The following is a 19,002-nucleotide window of genomic DNA, read 5'->3' on the forward strand; positions in this document are numbered from 1 at the left end:
ATGTTGCCGATGATGATTCGCTATTTGGAATTTGGAATCTGGGATTTGTTATTTGGATTTTTAGTCCTTGATTTGAACATTTCGAGCATCCTGTCTGTCACGACAAAGCCGCCTACTACATTCAGTGTGCCCAATATTACGGCCAGGAAGCCCAGGATGAGGGCCGGGTAATTGCCGGCGTCCGCCTCTCCCATCACAATGATAGCGCCGATGATCACCACACCGTGAATGGCATTGGCGCCGCTCATAAGGGGCGTGTGCAGTACAGACGGCACCCTGGATATGACTTCAATGCCCAGGAACACAGACAGGATCACGATGTAGATCAGCTCGATATGCTGTTGTACAAAGGAAAGGATCATAGTCTTATATTAAGAATTAATAATAGCTGAGGATGTAAGGAGGGCTTTCACTCTTTCGTTTACGATAACGCCGTTGTGTGTGATGCAGCCGCCCTGCACAATATCGTCCTGGAAATCCGGCGCCAGCTGCCCGTTGCGGATCACCAGCTGCAGGAAATTATACATGTTGCGGGCATACAGTTTACTGGCATCTGCAGGCATTGTTGCCGCCAGGTTGGAATTACCGATGATGGTAATCCCTTTGTACGTTACGGTGCTGTTATCTTTTGTGACCACAGTGTTGCCGCCGGTTGCGGCTGCAAGGTCTACGATCACGGCGCCCGGGCGCATACGGTCCAGCATGGAGGCAGAGACCAGCACCGGCGCTTTCCTGCCCGGGATCTGCGCAGTAGTGATTACAATATCCGCTTTAGCGATGCTGTCTGCTATTTTCTCCTCCTGCTTACGTTTATACTCCTCCGTTTGTTCTACGGCATAACCGCCGGCCTTACTGGCGTCTGCAGCGCCTTCCACTTCCACAAAACGGGCGCCCAGGCTCATTACTTCTTCTTTCACCGCCGGGCGGGTATCAAACACCTCTACCACCGCACCCAGGCGCCGGGCAGTGGCAATTGCCTGCAAACCGGCTACGCCTGCACCCAGCACCAGCACTTTAGCGGGCGCAATACTGCCTGCCGCTGTCATGAACATGGGAAAATAACGGCCATAGGTGTACGCCGCCAGCAATACTGCCTTATAACCGGCAATATTGGCCTGTGAACTGAGCACATCCATACTCTGGGCCCTGGTGCTGCGGGGAATGCTGTCCAGGCTGAAAAGGGTAAGCCTGCGCGTGGCTGCTTCTTCCATAAGGGCAGCGTTATATAAGGGCTGGTAAATACCTGCAAGTGTTTTACCATCGGGAATGCTTTTCCATACATCGGTATCAGGCAGCTGCAGGCTCAGGATCAGGTCTGCCTGCTGAAGGATCTCTGTTGCCGGCTTAATGAGCGCTCCCGCCTCCATATAGGCGGTATCGGGGTAAAAAGCGGCAGCGCCTGCATTGGGTTCCACCCAGACGGTGACAGATTGCTGGATAAGCTGTTTTACGACTTCCGGTACTAAAGACACCCGCTGTTCGCCTGCTTTTTCTTTGAGAATACCTGCAATCATCTGGTGGAATTTTATAATGGAATTTAGGGAAAAAAGTTGTTAGTAACAAACTGTCAGCTAACAACTGCCAGCTTCTCTGCCAGTCCGCCTGCATGTTGCAGCACTGCTGGTATGGAAACGCCGCTGATGTAATTTCCACTGATAAAAATGCCAGGAAACCGTTCTTCAAAGGCCTGCACGGCTGCGCGCACCTGGCGGTGACCGGTATTCAGCTGGGGGATCGCTTTCTCCCAGCGGCTGAAATGCTGCATCACCGGGGGTTTGGTCAGCTGCAGCAATGTTCCCAGTTCGCTGAGGATCTTTTGCTGCAGGTCTTCATCGCTCATTTCATCGAAATAATGTTCCTGCTGCACACCACCGGTGAAGATGGTGAACAATGCCTTACCCTGCGGCGCCCTGGAAGGAAAGATCTCTGAAGTGCAGATAGCGCCCAGGAAATGTAAGCCTGCTGCCCTGGGCACCAGGAAGCCAAAACCACCCGGCATGTTTTGTACAGCATCCTGGTCACAGCCCAGGTGCAGTACGCCCATGCGGGGATAGATAATGCCACGCAGCAATTGGGCAAGCGCGGGATCCAGTTCCTGTACACCGTTAGCGGTAGCATAAGCGGGGGTGGTGAACACCAGGCGGGCCACCTGCATGGTTTCCGTTTGCCCCTTTGCCTGATACTGCACGCTGTACCCGGTAGCTGTACGTTCTACCGCCGTAATGCGGCAGTTCAGGCGTACCGGCTCTGTTAACAGCGACAGTAGATGTTTTACCAGCTTGTTGTTACCACCTTTAAACGCAATGATCTTACGTCCGCCCATGGCTCCCTTATTTTTGAAAAGACCTTTGGTCACACTGCCGTATTCCTTCTCCCAGCGGGGAAGAAAGGGCAGCACTTCCTGTATGGACAGGCGTGCGGGATCTCCTGCATAGATGCCTGAAAGGATAGGATCAAACAGGTAATCGCATATTTCGCGGTTAAAGCGGCGTTGGATAAAACTGGCTACCGACTCTTCGGTATCAGTGGGCTGTGCGGCCCGGAAGCGTTCTGTGAACAAACGCCATTTGGCGGCGCCGCTGAGATAGGGAGAAGTTAATATTTTAAGCGGATTGGGAGAGATAGGGTGCAGGCGCTGATCCCGCACCAGGAAACGGTTCTTACTGGTGGCGGCTGCTTCCATCATTTCATGCTCCAGCCCTATCTCACGTATAAACGCGATAGTGGCAGGTGTAGCCCCTATTGAATTAGGACCGGCATCCAGCTCAAAACCATCTTTTACAAAAGAGTGCACTACACCGCCGGGCTCCCGGCCAGCCTCCAATATCACGTAGGGAATATTCCGTTTCTGCAGTTCGTAAGCAAGGCTTAAGCCGGCAATACCTCCGCCGGCGATAAGGGTGATATTGTTCATGAGATATTTTTAGCCTTTAGCAGCCAGCTGCCTACACCATTTCACTACTGCCTGTACCCAGAGCGGGTGTACATTCAGGCAGGGTATCATCGTAAAGCTATCTCCACCGTTGCTGATAAAGGTATGTTTTCCTTCTACTGCAATTTCCTCCAGGGTTTCCAGGCAGTCAGATACAAATGCGGGGCATGCTACCAGCAGCTTCTTCTTACCCTGTTTAGGCAGCTCCTGGAACTGTTCTGCCGTGTAGGGTTTTAACCATTCTTCACGGCCCAGCCTTGACTGGAAGGAAACGCTCCATTTATCAGCCGGCAGGCCCAGTTTAGCGGCCACCAGCTCTGAAGTTATATGAACCTGGTGACGGTAGCAGAACTCATGCGCAGCTGATTTTGCATGGCAGCAATCATTGATCTGCAGGCAGTGTTTACCGGTAACATCACCTTTTCGTATGTGCCTTACCGGCACACCGTGATAGCTGAACAGTACGTGATCATAGTCCTGCTGCAGGTAAGGGCGCATACTTTCCGCCACCGCTTCAATATAATCAGGCGCATCATAATACGCCGGTATGACCGTTAATTTGAAAGGATAGTTTTTTTTCTGATGCACCTGCTTTGCATATTCCGCCGCCGTTTCATAGGAAGACATGGCATAGTGCGGGTATAAGGGCAGCAGTATCACTTCTTTCAGCTGCGGGTTCTGCAGCAGCAGCTTGTCATAGGCCATTGCCGGAGAAGGGTTGCCATAGCGCATGGCAATTTCTACCGGTAACTGCAGATCATGTTGCACTGCTTTCTGCAGCTGTTTGGTAAGCACGATCAGCGGAGATCCTTCTTCCCACCAGATAGAACGGTATGCTTCGGCAGATTTGGGTGCGCGTTTAGGTATGATGATGCGGGTAACCAGCAACCATCGCAATAAATATGGATAATCTATCACCCGTTTGTCCATCAGGAATTCATTCAGATAGCGCTGTACATCGGGAACCGCTGTAGAATCAGGCGATCCCAGGTTCATCAACACTACCCCTACATCAGATCTAGCTTCCATTATTCAGAAATTGTTGCAAAAGTAACGGTTCTATTTTGTCAATCTTTTATAAAATGTCATACAATTGTTAGAATCACAATATTGAAAAACTGATAAAAATCATCTTTTCTGCGATCATTGTCTTGCCTGTGTCATAAACGCCACAAATGACATACTAATGACAGCCTAAGGCCTATGTTTGCCGGTATGCAAGTATTTTTGCAGCCGGAAGCTTATAGTCTACAATGCAGGTCACCTATTCAAAAGATATTACCAATTTTCACAGTATTGGTATCAACTACAAAAAGACGGATGCTGCTATCAGGGGGTTATTTGCACTGAATCAGGAGCAATATCAACACCTGCTGGAGCAGGCGAAAGCGGCGCAACTGGATGACCTTTTCGTACTTTCTACCTGTAACAGAACAGAGATCTACGGTTTTGCTCCCAGTGCGCAACAGCTTATGGAGCTGATCTGCCATGCCACCAACGGGGATTGCAATCTTTTTGCACAACTGGCTTACATCCGCTCTGGCGAAGATGCTGTGAAGCACCTGTACCAGGTTGGTACTGGGCTGGATTCGCAGATACTAGGCGATTATGAGATCATTGGCCAGCTGAGAACCGCTTCCCGCTTTGCCAAATCAAACGGCTGCCTGGGCGGGTTCCTGGAAAGGCTGGTGAACAGTGTGCTCCAGGTATCCAAATTGATCAAGAACGAAACAGGTCTGAGCGCAGGCACCGTATCTGTTGCCTTTGCAGCGGTACGGCTCCTGGAAAAGAAAGTACCGGATATTCAACATAAGAAGATCGTGCTGGTGGGTGTAGGCAAGATTGGACGTAACACCTGCAAGAATATGATGGAATACCTGGGCGTAAAAGATATCACCCTCATTAACCGTACTGCAGCGGTAGCAGAAGAATTTGCAGGCCTGCATGGCTTGCATTCTGCACCTTACGAAGCACTGGTACCCACGCTGCAGGCAGCAGATGTGATACTGGTGGCCTCCAATGCACCGCAGCCTACCGTACTGGCTTCTCATCTGGAAAACGCCGGCCCTAAACTGATCATCGATCTTTCTATACCTTTTAACGTGGAACCAGCCGTGTGCACGTTGCCCCAGGTAGAGCTGATAAACGTGGATGAGTTGTCAAAAGTACAGGATGAGACCCTGCAAATGCGTATGAAAGAGGTCCCCAAGGCCCTCTCCCTCATTGAAGAGCACATGGCAGAATTCCTGTACTGGTACAAAATGCGTAAACATGCCGTAGTACTGAAAGCGGTGAAAGATAAACTCCAGGAGATACATTCCCGCGAGATACAGCAGCAGAAGAACGGCGCTTATTATGACCTGGAGGATGTGGAGGAAGTGTCTTCCCGCATTATACAGAAAATGATCAACCTGATGGCAGGTAAAGTACGCAAGGAAACCGACAAAAGTGATCTGTACATAGCCATGATCAACGACATTTTTGAGACAGGCATTAACCAGGATTAATTCATGCAAAAAGAAATCAGGATAGGCACCAGGGAAAGCCAGCTGGCCTTATGGCAGGCTAATCTGGTAAAAGATCTGCTTACCCAGCAAGGTTATGAGACCAGGCTGGTGCTGATAAAAAGTGAAGGCGATATAGACCTGGTAACTCCGCTGTATGAAATAGGCGTACAGGGCATTTTTACCAAGACGCTGGATGCTGCCCTGCTGAACGGCCGTATCGATATTGCCGTTCATTCTCTCAAAGACGTTCCCACGCAATTACCGAAAAACATTACACAGGCCGCCGTGCTGGAAAGAGGACCGGTAAGAGACCTGCTGGTATATAAACACGACACTGCTTTCCTGGAACAGCCCGTGGCCCAGATTGCCACCAGCAGCCTGCGGCGTAAAGCCCAGTGGCTGCGCAGGTTTCCGCAACACCAGATCCATAACCTGCGGGGTAATGTGAACACCCGCCTGAAAAAGCTGGCCGCCGAACCCTGGGACGCCGCTATCTTTGCAGCAGCAGGACTGGAAAGGATAGACCTGCGCCCGGAGAGATCTGTAGAACTGGACTGGATGCTGCCTGCCCCTGCACAGGGCGCCGTGGTAGCCGTATGCCGAGAAGATGATACCTTCTGCCGCGAAGCCTGCGCCCCTCTTCATCATGCCGCTACTGCACTCTGCACTCATATAGAAAGAGATTTTCTGCGTACCCTGCTGGGTGGCTGTACCACCCCTATCAGCGCGTATGCGTATATAAACGATAATACCCTGTTCTTTTCTGGAGAGCTGAGCAGCCTGGACGGACAAACGTTCCTGGAAGCTGCCAAACAGGCCCCGCCTGATCAGGCAGCATATATTGGCAGAAAAGCAGCCGAAGAGGTGCTGGCCAGAGGCGGAGCTAAAATTGTAGCGGAGATCAAAAATGCCAAATGAACGCCCACGCATATTATGTACCAGGCCGCTGTCTGAGCAGCTCCTGCAGGAAGCAGCAGCAAAGGGTTTGGACATCAGCGTACAGGCATTCACAGATATACAGCCCCTGGTAACAAAAGAACTATGGGCCACCATTCAGCTATTACTATCCCGGAATATTAACGCCGTTTTCACCAGCGCCCATGCGGTGAAAACGCTGGAACAGCATTACCTTCCACAGGCAGCCCCTGATATTGCAGCAGGCAACCACTGGCAGATATACTGCCTGGAAGCCGGTACCTTACAGGCCATTCAGGCAACGCTGCCGGCCAGCCCGGTGAAGGCAACCGCCGCCAACGCCACCGCATTGGCCAATACCATTTTGGCAGCAGGAAATGTGAAGGAGGTATATTTCTTCTGCGGACGGCAACGCCGGGAAGAACTGCCATCTATACTAAGCGCAAACGGCGTACAGGTGTATGAGATCATACTGTATGAAAATGTGCCCACACCCGTTATTACCGGCGAGCAATATGATGGCATATTCTTTTTCAGTCCCAGTGCGGTAACCAGCTTTTTCTCCGTGAACAGGCTGCCCGCCACCACAGTCTGCTTTGCCATTGGGGCCACCACAGCCCGTACAGCAGCAGATCTCACAGGCAACAAAGTTATTATCAGCACCGCTCCGCGTGCGGAAAGTATGGTGCAAACAGCTATATTTTACTTTAACAACATTAATTGCTACGAATGAGCGCATTGAAGAATGACCTTTTGCTGAGAGCTTTACGCGGGGAATCAACAGAACGTACACCTGTATGGATGATGCGTCAGGCAGGGCGCTACCTGCCTGATTATATAAAACTGCGGGAGCAATACTCCTTCTTTGAACGCTGCCAGAACCCTGAGCTGGCAACAGAGATCACGGTAATGCCGGTAGACCAGGTTGGCGTTGACGCTGCCATCATATTCTCGGATATACTGGTGGTGGCGCAGGCTATGGGACTGGAAGTGCAACTGATAGAAAAAACAGGCCCCTTTTTACCGGCGCCCGTTAAAAGCGCTGAAGACCTGAAACGGGTGCGCGTTCCCGATGTGAAGGATACACTGCATTACGTATTTGATTCGTTGCGCCTCACCAAACAAACCCTGGCAGGCCGTGTGCCGCTGATCGGTTTTGCCGGTGCCCCCTGGACACTGCTGTGTTACATGGTGCAGGGTAAAGGCTCTAAAACATTTGATGAAGCAAAAGGATTCTGCTTTCAGCAACCTGCTGTTGCCCACCAGCTGCTGCAAATGCTGACAGACACTACCATTGCTTACCTGAAAGAACAGGTGGCAGCGGGCGCCGACTGTGTGCAGCTGTTTGATTCATGGGGAGGCCTGCTTAGCCCCGAAGATTTTGAAACTTTTTCCTTACAATATATTCGCCAGATTGTAGCGGCGCTGAAAGATGTTTGTCCGGTAATTGTGTTTGCCAAAGGCGCCTGGTTTGCCTTGGAAGAAATGGCCGCTACCGGTGCGCATGGTTTGGGCATTGACTGGTGTATACAACCGCACAGGGCTCGCGCCTTTGCTGGTAACAATGTAACGCTGCAGGGCAATTTTGATCCGGCCAAACTGCTGCTGCCGGTTCCCGAGATCGAAAAAGCGGTGAAGACCATGCTGCAGAGCTTTGGGAAAGAACGCTATATCGCCAACCTGGGCCATGGCATCCTGCCCAATATACCGGTAGACCATGCAAAGGCGTTTGTGAATACGGTAAAAAGCTACTAAGTCTTATGAGCGTTAAAGCATCATTCATATCATTCATACACGGCCTGCAGGATGAGATCTGCGGGGCGCTGGAAGCGATAGACGGAAAGGCCGCCTTCCGCGAAGACCGCTGGGAACGACCCGGCGGCGGCGGCGGTAAAACCCGCGTGATAGCTGAAGGGGCGGTTTTTGAAAAAGGCGGTGTCAATACCTCTGTTGTACATGGGGCCCTGCCAGAGGCCATGGCCCAGCAGTTTAAAGTGAACGACAGCCAGTTCATGGCCTGCGGTATTTCACTGGTGATTCATCCGCTGAACCCTTTTGTACCTACCGTACACGCTAACTTCCGTTACTTTGAACTGTATGACAAGGATGGGGCCTTAAAGGACAGCTGGTTTGGCGGCGGTGCAGACCTTACCCCCTACTATCTCTTTGAGGAGGATGGCCGGCATTTCCACCAGGCTTTTAAAAACGCCTGCGATCCTTTCGGTAAAGAGCTCTATCCCCTTTATAAAAAACATTGCGATGAATATTTCGTGAATAAACACCGCAATAACGAGGCAAGAGGCATTGGCGGCATTTTCTATGATTACCTGCGGCCAGATGCAAACAGAGATGCCAACCAACTGTTTGCCTTCTCACAGGCAAACGGCCAGGCATTCCTGGATGCTTACCTGCCTATTGTGAAGCAGCGTAAAGACATGCCCTATACTGCTGCACATAAGGACTGGCAGGAGTACCGCCGGGGGCGTTACGTGGAGTTTAACCTGATCCACGACCGCGGCACCCTGTTCGGACTGAAAACCAACGGGCGTATAGAGTCCATTCTTATGAGCCTGCCGCCCCGCGCACGCTGGGAATATGATTACCACCCTGCGCCGGGAACTCCGGAAGCAATGCTGCTGGAATACCTGAAACCGAGAGATTGGGTGCAGTAATGTGCAGCTGATTATTAAATGAACTTAAATTAATAACAAGATGTTGAGACGTAACAGAATATTGAGGACCTCTCCGGCGATACGCGCTATGGTGGCAGAAACCATACTGAAGCCCAGCGATTTTATTGCGCCGCTGTTCATTACTGAAGGTGAACAGGTGAAGGAAGAGATCTCCTCTATGCCAGGTTATTTCCGGTACTCACTGGATAATACCGTAAAGGAAGCGAAAGAATTGTGGAGCATGGGCATTAAAAGCGTATTGCTGTTCGTGAAATGTACAGATGAGCTGAAAGACAATAAAGGCACAGAAGCGGTAAACCCGGACGGTTTAATGCAACGCGCCATCAAAAGTATTAAACAGGCGGTGCCGGAAATGATCGTGATGACCGACGTTGCGCTGGACCCCTACTCTTCCTACGGCCATGACGGCATTGTAAACGGACAGGAGATCGTTAATGACGCCACCGTGGAAGTACTGGCCCGTATGAGCCTCAGCCATGCAGCTGCAGGCGCTGATTTTGTAGCGCCCAGCGATATGATGGATGGCCGCATACTGGCCATCCGCAACACACTGGAAGCAAACAATTTTGACAAAGTAGGCATCATGTCTTACAGCGCCAAATACGCCTCCTGCTTTTATGGTCCTTTCCGTGATGCACTGGATTCTGCGCCTGGCTTCGGCGACAAGAAAACCTACCAGATGGATTACGCTAATGCAAAAGAAGCGATCAAGGAAACGTTGATGGATGTGGAAGAAGGTGCAGACATCGTGATGGTGAAACCGGCGCTTGCCTACCTGGATATTATCAGTAGCATTAAGGAACGTGTAAACCTGCCTGTTAGTGCCTATCATGTGAGCGGCGAATATTCAATGATAAAGGCAGCCGCGAAAATGGGATGGCTGAACGAGGAAAAAGCGATACTGGAAACGCTCACCAGCATTAAACGTGCGGGTGCAGACCTGATCGCTACCTATTTTGCCAAAGACGCTGTAAAGCTGTTAGGATAAAACATTATTTATACGAATTTTGCACCATGTATTCGCAAAGCAAACTATTATTTGAGAAAGCGCAGCAGTTCATTCCGGGTGGAGTGAACTCTCCCGTACGCGCTTTCAAAAGCGTAGGCGGCACGCCCGTGTTCATGAAAAGCGCACGCGGCGCTTACCTCTATGATGTAGACGGGAACCGGTATATAGACTATATCAATTCCTGGGGCCCCATGATACTGGGGCATGCCTACGAACCGGTAGTGAAAGCCATACAGGAGTATGCTACTTACTCTACCTCCTTTGGCGCGCCCACGGAGCTGGAAATAAAGGTAGCAGAGCTGATCGTAAGCATGGTGCCCAACGTAGACCAGGTGCGCATGGTAAACTCCGGTACAGAAGCCTGTATGTCTGCATTGCGGCTGGCACGCGGCTATACCGGGCGCAACAAGTTCATCAAGTTTGAGGGTAATTATCATGGCCATGCAGACGCTTTCCTGGTGAGTGCAGGCAGCGGTGTAGCTACATTGGAGATACAATCTGTTCCCGGAGTTACCGCCACTGTAGCAGGCGATACACTAACCGCGCCCTATAACAACCTGCCTGCGGTAGAGCAGCTGATAGCGGCACATCCTGAGCAGATAGCGGCTATTATAGTAGAACCTGTGGCAGGCAATATGGGTTGTATTCTGCCGCAGCCTGGTTTCCTGGAAGGTCTTCGCCAGTTGTGCGATGCCAATGGCATACTGCTCATCTTTGACGAGGTGATGACCGGTTTCAGGTTGGCACGTGGTGGCGCACAGGAGCTGTTCAACATCAAGGCAGACCTCGTTACATTTGGCAAAATCATTGGTGGAGGTATGCCGGTGGGTGCTTTTGCGGGCTCTGAAGAGATCATGCAATATGTAGCGCCGGCCGGAAAGGTGTATCAGGCAGGTACGCTGAGTGGTAACCCGATTGCGATGATAGCCGGTTATACCATGCTGAAAACACTGCATGACAACCCCGTGATCTATCAGCAACTGGAAGAGAAAAAGGACTACCTGGTAACAGGTTTAAAGGAAGCATTAGGCGCAGCCGGCGTAGTACACCAGATCAATCATATCGGCTCCATGTTGAGTGTGCACTTTGCGGAATACCCGATCATCGATTTCAGCGCGGCATCAGGCGCTGCCAATGAGCTGTTCAAACGATTCTTCCATGCCATGCTGGAACGTGGCGTATACCTGCCGCCTTCTGCATTTGAAAGCTGGTTCCTGAGCAATGCGCTGAGCACAGAAGACCTCGATCTTACTGTACAGGCAACCAAGGCCGCCATGAAGGCCGTCACAAATAGTTAACAATTCAATCCTGTGCTGAGTGGAAAGTCCCGGCCCTGAGTGCCGGGACATTTTTTTTGTACTTAGTTTACCGGGGGCCTTATTCAGCAGGCGTTTTCTGTATAACCGGTTTTCCGGCGCCAGGGTACTTCAACATTTCCCCTTCAGACAGCACAATATCCTGCAGGTTCTTATTCTTAAAATGTACGGTGATTTTTCCGCTGTATAATAGTACCGTGGTGGCGGGGCCTTCTGTCGTTACACGAAAACGGCTTCCTTCCGTCATGGCATCCATAGCCGTAGTATGTACAGTAAAAAGCTCCTGCTTTGGTTGATACGGGCTATTGGGTGGCACCTGGAAATCACCTGCACCACTTAGCCAGACTTCCCGCTGGGTGGATCTGGTAAACTGTTTATGATAGCGGAGGGTAGCATCAGGCTGCAGCACTATATAAGTCTGGTCAGGCAGGTGTATGTTCGTGGTGTTGTCAACGCCGTTACGAGCTGCCCTTACCTGTATCATATGCCGGCCAAACCATTGCCATAACGCAAATGAGAGGAGGAACAGGATGATAGCCGCCGGCCACATCCACTGTCCACGCCAGAACCTGCGGCGCAGGTTGCGGAAGAAGGAACCGGAATACAATTCCAGTGTTTGATCATGATCCATAAAGGCTTAGCTTACCTTTTGCAAAGGTAAATATACATAAATCAGGGAAAGTGCTGTTTACTTATGATGGCGGAACAGCCACGGCAGCAGATCAGGCTCTGCAAAAGCATTGTCCCAGCTGTTATGCCCTACCCCGGGATACTCGCTGTACTTTACCTCTGACCCCAGTTTTTTCAGCTCGGCATAGTAGGCACGGGAGAAATCTACCGGTACCGCGTTATCATCTGATCCGTGAAAGATCCATAAAGGAACCTTGTTGGCAAAGTTGGCGGCTGTTTTCACATTACCTGCGCCGCAAATGGGAAAAGCTACTGCAAAGAGCTGCGGATAGCGGGCCAGCAGGTCATACGTACCTATACCACCTAGCGATAACCCGCCGATGTATACACGTTTGGCATCTATCTTACCGGAAGCCAGCAGGCTGTCCAGCAATGCCTTTACCAATGCGCCGGGAGCAGTGGGCGGAGCGTCTGTGAGAAAATCAGCCCCTGTCACTTTGCCGGAAGTATCACGTTTCATCCGGAAAGGCGACCAGGATTTACCAGGCGGGCATTGCGGGAACAACACATAAGCCGGGAATTCGCGGCGCAGCGTATCGTTCAGGAACAGGGCGCCGCCATGCAGCAGCTGGGCGGCATTATCAGTGCCTCGCTCCCCTGAACCATGCAGAAAAATGATCAGAGGATAAGCTTTATGCATATCGTTATTCAACGGCTTCAACAACCGGTAACGCAGTGTGTCTCCTTCCTTTGTGAAGGATTCGTGGCTATAGGCGCTCATATCCTGTGCCTGCACGGCCAATATATTCGTTAACGTTATTGCAAGTAACAGCAGGTACCGCATCATGTAAAGTTTGTCTGAATATACAAAATAATGTGCCAACGACGGCTGCCTTTAGTATTTCAGTACAAAATGCTGCTTTATTTTGAACTCCGGTTTAAAGAACACCAGGCCGATAAAAAACAGGTCAATCGTCATGGTAACTGCCGGGTGTTGCTGTATAGACTGCCAGGCTTCTTCCATACCCGGCGTCCAGTGAATATCGTCAAATATAAAGATGGAATCGTTGTGCGAGCGGCTAAGACACTGCTGAAAGTAAGATAAGGTAGGTTCCTTCCGGTGGTTACCGTCTATAAATACCCAGTCCAGGCGTGGCGTTTTTTGCAGCAGCGCCGGCAGTACGTCATCAAAATTGCCGGTAAGCTGTTTTACGTTGTGTATATCCAGCACTTCAAAGTTACGCTGTGCGCGGGCGGCGATATTGGGACAGCCTTCAATGGTGATCAGCTCTGCATCTGGTTTGGCCAGGGCCATATAGGCGGAAGACAGACCCAGCGAGGTACCCAGCTCCAGCAGGTACTGCGGCTGGAGGTATTGCACCAGGCGATAGAACAGCTGGCCGAATTTAGGCGGTTTGGCAGCATGGCGGGCAATATCGCTAACTCTGCGGGAAGTTCCGGCCCCGGTAAGGGACCCTGCGCCCAGGTCTGTTACCTGGATCATTTCCTTTGTCTGTAACAATTCTCTGCGCAAGGCCTCTACTTCCTTGAAAACAGAGGGCTGTTTTTTATCGCGCAGTACTTCTTCTATCAATGCATACACAAATGGCGAGTGTACATCGTGCCGGTTGCCTGCAGTAAAGTAGTAGCGCAGGTATTTTTTAGCAAACTGTGTCTGGTGTTGAAAACCCATTGTTGTTGGACAAGCCCGGAGGGCTATTTAATATATTTTCGCTTTAATCAGTCCCAGTCTATGTAGCAGATGCTGGAAAGAAACCCGCAATACTCCCATTCCATAGATGGCACTCCTTTTTAAATTGATGCTGGAGGCATCTTCAAAATATTTTGTAGGACAGGTAACCTCTCCTATTTCAAATCCTTTCATAAAGATCTGCGAAAGCATTTCATTATCGAAAATGAAATCATCGCTGTTGTCCATATAACGAATTGCCAGCAGCACCTCCTTTGAAAAAGCCCGGTAACCGGTATGGTATTCACTGAGCTTCTGGTTGATCAGGAGGTTCTGGGAAAGCGTTAAAAAACGGTTAAATAAATACTTATATACCGGCATTCCACCTTTCAGGGCGCCTTTGCCAAGGATACGGGAACCCAGCACCACCGGGTATACATCATTGGCAATGATACTGCACATGGCCGGTATAAGCTTTGGAGTGTATTGATAATCAGGGTGTACCATGATCACAATGTCGGCTCCAAGTTCCAGGGCTTTGTTGTAACAACTTTTCTGGTTACCGCCGTAGCCCTTGTTTTTGTCATGACGGATAATATGTCGGATCCCCAGCTGTTTAGCTACGTCTACCGTATCATCCCTGCTGGCGTCATCCACCAGCACCACTTCGTCCACTATATCAAAAGGGATCTCATGATAGGTTTTTTCCAGTGTTAGCGCTGCATTGTAGGCCGGTAACACCACTACAATCTTCTTATTGTAAAGCATGAAAAGTGGCGAATTTGGCAGCAAAGATAACAGGAATCATGTCAATCCTACCTATCAAATAAATTCCTACTATCTTTGTACCCTGAAAAATTTTGGCACTATATTTTCTTAAGGATTTGTTAATAAAACGCAAACACAGCATGAACATACTTTATATGAAAAATTATGTTAGATATGTAACCTTATTTTTCCTAATGCTGAGCTGCTTTTTATCTTCCAGGGCACAGGAAAAAACCACTGTTGATACAGTGATCCCTGAGCCCCGCACCGAGATCCGGACAACGCCAACTATCCGGACTGCCGACACCACTATCAAAAGAATACTGGACGAGCTGGCGAAGATATCAGATAGCGATAAACAGAATTCAAATGCCATACAGGGTTTGTTGCAGGGGAAAGAGATTGATAATCTGACTAAATATGAGCTGATCAAGAATAACCTGATCAATGCCAGTGAGACTTATTATCTGCTGAATAAAAAGATCATTGACCTTAAATCACGTACTACCACCAATAACCTGGATGTGTTCATAACATCATTGAACAACCCGGAAAGTAAAGAGCTGGGCTTTTCATTCAGCGACCGCATTGTTGAACTGGTGGAGAAAATAGTGCTGAAGGGTAAAGTTGATAAGGGCGAGCGTAACGGCAAAATAGTGGAATCTACCAAGTCTATCATCAACAGCCCTATTTTCCAGAGTTTTACCTCACTTACGCCGCCGCTGGCCATTGCCAATTCCGTAATGAACTTCCTGCACAGCGTAAGCGTGAACAATAAGCAGATCAGCCAGAAAACACTGCAGGATTTTGAAAAGGAACTGAACAAATATGTGGTGTACTACACCGCGCTGAACGATGCGAACCAGAAATTTGAGTTTGGACTGAACTTTAACAAAGATCAGCTGAACCTGTTGCAGGACAACCTGTATGACCACCTGATGTTCACTGCCAGCGCACTTAAGTTCCAGCTGCCGCAACGGGGCAATAAGACCATTGGAGAAACCATGAACGATTTCTTCTTTGATTTCAAGAAAGAGAAAGTGGTACAGTTCTTTAACGACCTGGAAGTGAAATACGCCAAAGGCAAACGCATTGACTACGAAATGCTGTTGAGGGAAAATCCCAACCTGAAAGAGGTGAATAACCAGCTGGAAGACCTGATACTGCAAACCAAACGTTTCGAGAACCTGTACAACGAATACTTCACCCTGCTGGATTCTTATTACAACAAGGTGAATAATTCCCTGAAAATAGCACAGGATAACGGCCTTGCAGATCAGAACATGATCACCAACAAGCAAACCGAATTCAGGAACCTGAAGAATGAAGCAGTAACAGATATACAGGCCTCCATCAACATCAAGGAACTGTATAACAATACCGACAAGGTAAAATACCGCTACAGGATATTCTAAGCAATAAACAGTAATGTATTGAACGCTGAACGCTCTGACCGGGCGTTCAGCGTTTTTGCATTATGCACCTGATGCGTTCAATAGATTTTATCGATAACTTAGCCCTATAAATTTCGGGACCATGACCACTGTCCAACTGGAATACATTGTAGCGGTAGATACCTACAGAAGCTTTGTAGTAGCCGCAGAGAAGTGCTTTGTGACACAACCTACACTGAGCATGCAGATACAGAAACTGGAAGACGAGCTGGGGATCAAGATCTTTGACCGGAGCAAATTGCCGGTGGTACCTACGGAAATAGGTATTTCCGTGATAGCGCAATCACGTGTGATCCTGAAGGAAAGTTCCCGCATTAAGGAGATTATTGCAGGCCATAAAAAGGAAATACAGGGTAACCTGAAAGTGGGCATTATACCTACGCTGGCGCCTTACCTGCTGCCCCGTATATTAACGGGGTTCATGAAAAAATATCCCAAAGTAAAGCTGGAAATATGGGAATACCCTACTGAACAGATCATCCAGCAACTCAAACAGGAGCTGCTGGATTGCGGCCTGCTGGCCACTCCCCTGCATAATGCCACCCTGGAGGAACATCCGCTTTTTTACGAATCGTTTGTTGTGTACACTGCGAAAAATAATGAGCTTTTCAGTAAAAAGTTTATCAAGCCGGATGACCTGGATGTACGGGAAGTATGGCTGCTGAATGAAGGGCACTGTATGCGCAACCAGGTGCTGAACATCTGCAGGGACAAGTTCACCATGGGAGAATACAAGAACCTGGAGTACAACACCGGCAGCGTGGAAACATTGAAAAGAATGGTAGACCTGAATGACGGTTACACTATCTTACCGGAGCTCTCCCTGCAGGATCTCTCTGCCCGCCAGATGAATATGGTGCGGTATTTTAAGTCGCCCGAGCCGGTACGCGAAATAAGCCTGGTAACACACCGTTTCTTTATCAAACAGGCACTGATAGGCGCATTTAAGAAAGAGATACTGACACAGGTACCGGATAAGATGAAAGTACAGAAGCAAAAAAGAGTAGTGGATATTTTGCCTGAAAAGGGATGAGGAATAGCTTTTAGCTGTTAACTAAAAGCAAAAAAGCCGCAAGTAATGTTTAGTAATGGCCTTCGACCTTACTGAACATTACTTGCGGCTTGTAGTTTTATAGCTAAAAGCTAACAGCTAGCAGCCAATTGCTTACTTCACCGGCTGGTAATATTTCATAGCCTCAGGCATTAGCTGTTGCAGTTGTGCTACGCGGCGGGCATCGCTGGGGTGGGTGCTGAGCAATTCCGGTGGCTTTTGTCCACCGGTGTTAGCCATACGCTGCCAGAAAGGAACAGCTTCCTGCGGGTTGTAACCTGCCATAGCCATAAAGATCAAGCCCAGGTGATCTGCTTCCAGCTCATTCTGGCGGGAGAAGGCAGAGAGGCCCAGGTTACCGCCTACACCAAACGATTGCAGGAAGATATTCTGTGCCTGGGGATTACGGTTCAGGGCCACGGCACCGGCTACCTGTATACCCTGGGCAATCAGGCCCTGGCTCATACGCTCATTTCCATGCCGTGCAATAGCGTGGGCAATTTCGTGACCCATTACACAGGAAAGGGCAGTTTCATTCTGCGTTACCGGCAGCAGGCCGGTATATACCACTACCTTACCTCCGGGCATACACCAGGCATTCACCTCTTTATTATTCACCAGGTTGAATTCCCATTGGTAATTGGCAACTTCATTACCCAACTTATGCTCTGTCATATAACGGGTAACCGCGTTCGCAATACGGTTACCTACCCTTTTTACCATCTCAGCATCTTTGCTGACAGTAGGAGAAACTGCCTTATTTTCTGTTAAAAAGGTTTTGTACTCCTGCAGTGCCATGGACTGCATCTGGCTTTCAGGGATCAGGTTCAATTGACTACGGCCGGTGATGGGCACACGCGTACAGGCCGCTATTAGCCCCAGGCCGGCAGTTACTAGTAAAACAGTCTTTTTCATGGGTGAATAATTTGAATTTTTTGTCCAACTGTACCAACATCCAAACTTGATCCGCATATACACGTTATAACAACTGACGGCTGATATAAGTTGGTTCAGCGACAAAAATACTTAGAGCAAGGGAAATGCCAAACCTTTAATTCAGGGTTCAAAATTCCAAAAACCAAATACTGAAATCCAAATTCCAAATACCAAAATCCAAATGCCAAAGTGTAAATGTCAGAAAAGCAGATTCCAAAAGCCGGAATAAGAACGGTCAGCGAACTAACCGCAACCTGCAATAGCTGTTATTTAAGCTATTGCCAGGCACCTTACCTCGTTAAGCTTTGGAATCTGGTATTTGGAATTTTACCTTGGAATTTACTAATTAGTCTTTGCGGCGGAAGCCTCTTTTGTTCTTAAACAGCGGCACTTTGTTCTCGTTTCCGGTGAGCAGGCGCGCAATGTTCTTCTGGTGGGTCAGCACCACCATTAATGCAACCGCGATGGCGAATATGCGGTAAAACACTTCCGGTTCGTTGAAGATGTATAGGATGAGAATGGGAAATGCAATGCTGGCTATAATAGAACTCAGTGATACATACCTGGTAAGAAAAAGGATCATCAGGAAAACGCCTACGCAGCAAACGGCCACAATAGGCTGAATAGCGAGCACCAGGCCAAAAAGGGTAGCGATCCCTTTACCACCCTTAAAACCGGCCCATATAGGGAAGATATGGCCCACTACAGCGGCAAGTCCTAACCCGATCTGGAAGTTCACCAATTGTGTAAGATGTTCTGAAGACTGATAATACGGTAACAGATAAGAAAGCCTTACTGCGACAACGCCCTTTAGCATGTCGACCACCATCACGAAAGTACCGGCTTTAGGTCCCAGCACACGGAAAGTATTGGTAGCACCGGCATTGCCGCTGCCATATTCCCGGATGTCCATGCCGAAAACACCTTTGCTCACCCATACTGCAGTTGGTATCGAACCTATCAGATAGGCACAAATAAGAAATAAAAATTCTATCATCACAATAAGTTGGAATGCTAAGATAACAAAAATCTACGCCAAAATTAATAAAATATTAAGCTTTTATTTAACACGAAAGAGGGAAAATTTATTGACAATTATAC

The 19,002-nt window shown here is 49.1% G+C and carries 19 protein-coding genes; 9 read left to right on the forward strand and 10 right to left on the reverse strand.

The genetic code is table 11. The features are described from left to right. Positions 1-20: 20 nt before the first annotated feature. Genes Q0577_RS02945 through hemH form a run of 4 tightly spaced genes read right to left on the reverse strand, consistent with a single transcriptional unit; the run spans position 21 to position 3,961 of the window. Positions 21-362, reverse strand: coding sequence for an NAD(P) transhydrogenase subunit alpha (locus tag Q0577_RS02945; protein ID WP_298732634.1), 342 nt, complete (start codon positions 360-362; stop codon positions 21-23). A gap of 9 nt (positions 363-371) precedes the next feature. Beyond that, positions 372-1,514: a Re/Si-specific NAD(P)(+) transhydrogenase subunit alpha gene (locus Q0577_RS02950; RefSeq protein ID WP_298732637.1), complete on the reverse strand. Its 1,143-nt coding sequence runs from the start codon at positions 1,512-1,514 to the stop codon at positions 372-374. A 53-nt stretch (positions 1,515-1,567) separates the two neighbouring features. Next, a complete protein-coding gene (hemG, locus tag Q0577_RS02955; protein ID WP_298732639.1) occupies positions 1,568-2,914 on the reverse strand; it encodes a protoporphyrinogen oxidase in 1,347 nt (448 codons plus the stop codon). 9 nt (positions 2,915-2,923) lie between these two features. Beyond that, positions 2,924-3,961, reverse strand: a complete 1,038-nt coding sequence (hemH, locus tag Q0577_RS02960) for a ferrochelatase (protein WP_298732641.1) — start codon at positions 3,959-3,961, stop codon at positions 2,924-2,926. A 224-nt stretch (positions 3,962-4,185) separates the two neighbouring features. On the opposite strand from hemH, the gene hemA reads away from it, so the two are divergent. The 7 genes from hemA to hemL are packed head-to-tail and all read left to right on the forward strand — an operon-like array spanning position 4,186 to position 11,354. Further along, positions 4,186-5,439, forward strand: a complete 1,254-nt coding sequence (hemA, locus tag Q0577_RS02965) for a glutamyl-tRNA reductase (protein WP_298732643.1) — start codon at positions 4,186-4,188, stop codon at positions 5,437-5,439. Positions 5,440-5,442: 3 nt separating this feature from the next. Then, complete coding sequence (hemC, locus tag Q0577_RS02970) at positions 5,443-6,357, forward strand: hydroxymethylbilane synthase (protein ID WP_298732645.1); 915 nt, start codon at positions 5,443-5,445, stop codon at positions 6,355-6,357. Further along, positions 6,347-7,087 (forward strand): uroporphyrinogen-III synthase, encoded by a 741-nt coding sequence (locus Q0577_RS02975; RefSeq protein ID WP_298732647.1) that lies wholly within the window; start codon positions 6,347-6,349, stop codon positions 7,085-7,087. The genes hemC and Q0577_RS02975 overlap by 11 nt, the downstream gene beginning before the upstream one ends. Beyond that, positions 7,084-8,109 carry a uroporphyrinogen decarboxylase gene (hemE, locus tag Q0577_RS02980; protein WP_298732649.1) on the forward strand — a complete coding sequence of 342 codons (1,026 nt, stop codon included), beginning with the start codon at positions 7,084-7,086 and terminating at the stop codon, positions 8,107-8,109. Before Q0577_RS02975 ends, hemE begins: the two co-directional genes overlap by 4 nt. 5 nt (positions 8,110-8,114) lie before the next feature. After that, a complete protein-coding gene (gene hemF, locus Q0577_RS02985; RefSeq protein WP_298732650.1) occupies positions 8,115-9,026 on the forward strand; it encodes an oxygen-dependent coproporphyrinogen oxidase in 912 nt (303 codons plus the stop codon). A gap of 40 nt (positions 9,027-9,066) precedes the next feature. Then, positions 9,067-10,035: a porphobilinogen synthase gene (gene hemB, locus Q0577_RS02990; protein ID WP_298732652.1), complete on the forward strand. Its 969-nt coding sequence runs from the start codon at positions 9,067-9,069 to the stop codon at positions 10,033-10,035. A gap of 26 nt (positions 10,036-10,061) precedes the next feature. Beyond that, entirely contained in the window at positions 10,062-11,354 is a 1,293-nt protein-coding gene (hemL, locus tag Q0577_RS02995; protein WP_298732654.1) for a glutamate-1-semialdehyde 2,1-aminomutase, read from the forward strand. Between the two features lie 79 nt (positions 11,355-11,433). Here the strand turns inward: hemL and Q0577_RS03000 are convergent, their stop codons facing one another. The 4 genes from Q0577_RS03000 to Q0577_RS03015 are packed head-to-tail and all read right to left on the reverse strand — an operon-like array spanning position 11,434 to position 14,460. Further along, positions 11,434-12,003: a FecR domain-containing protein gene (locus Q0577_RS03000; RefSeq protein WP_298732656.1), complete on the reverse strand. Its 570-nt coding sequence runs from the start codon at positions 12,001-12,003 to the stop codon at positions 11,434-11,436. A 57-nt stretch (positions 12,004-12,060) separates the two neighbouring features. After that, a complete protein-coding gene (locus Q0577_RS03005) occupies positions 12,061-12,849 on the reverse strand; it encodes a prolyl oligopeptidase family serine peptidase (RefSeq protein ID WP_298732658.1) in 789 nt (262 codons plus the stop codon). A 48-nt stretch (positions 12,850-12,897) separates the two neighbouring features. Next, positions 12,898-13,695 carry a class I SAM-dependent methyltransferase gene (locus Q0577_RS03010; RefSeq protein ID WP_298732660.1) on the reverse strand — a complete coding sequence of 266 codons (798 nt, stop codon included), beginning with the start codon at positions 13,693-13,695 and terminating at the stop codon, positions 12,898-12,900. A gap of 27 nt (positions 13,696-13,722) precedes the next feature. Then, positions 13,723-14,460 carry a glycosyltransferase family 2 protein gene (locus Q0577_RS03015; RefSeq protein ID WP_298732662.1) on the reverse strand — a complete coding sequence of 246 codons (738 nt, stop codon included), beginning with the start codon at positions 14,458-14,460 and terminating at the stop codon, positions 13,723-13,725. Positions 14,461-14,654: 194 nt separating this feature from the next. Between Q0577_RS03015 and Q0577_RS03020 the strand changes: the two genes are divergently transcribed. Beyond that, entirely contained in the window at positions 14,655-15,875 is a 1,221-nt protein-coding gene (locus Q0577_RS03020) for a hypothetical protein (RefSeq protein WP_298732664.1), read from the forward strand. A 121-nt stretch (positions 15,876-15,996) separates the two neighbouring features. After that, on the forward strand, positions 15,997-16,947 hold the full coding sequence (locus Q0577_RS03025) for a hydrogen peroxide-inducible genes activator (RefSeq protein ID WP_298732666.1): 951 nt from the start codon (positions 15,997-15,999) through the stop codon (positions 16,945-16,947). A gap of 132 nt (positions 16,948-17,079) precedes the next feature. Here the strand turns inward: Q0577_RS03025 and Q0577_RS03030 are convergent, their stop codons facing one another. After that, entirely contained in the window at positions 17,080-17,880 is an 801-nt protein-coding gene (locus Q0577_RS03030; RefSeq protein ID WP_298732667.1) for a M48 family metallopeptidase, read from the reverse strand. Positions 17,881-18,247: 367 nt separating this feature from the next. Then, on the reverse strand, positions 18,248-18,898 hold the full coding sequence (gene plsY / locus Q0577_RS03035; protein WP_298732669.1) for a glycerol-3-phosphate 1-O-acyltransferase PlsY: 651 nt from the start codon (positions 18,896-18,898) through the stop codon (positions 18,248-18,250). Positions 18,899-19,002 lie beyond the last annotated feature (104 nt).

This window comes from uncultured Chitinophaga sp. (genome assembly GCF_937898475.1).
Taxonomy (GTDB): Bacteria; Bacteroidota; Bacteroidia; order Chitinophagales; family Chitinophagaceae; genus Chitinophaga.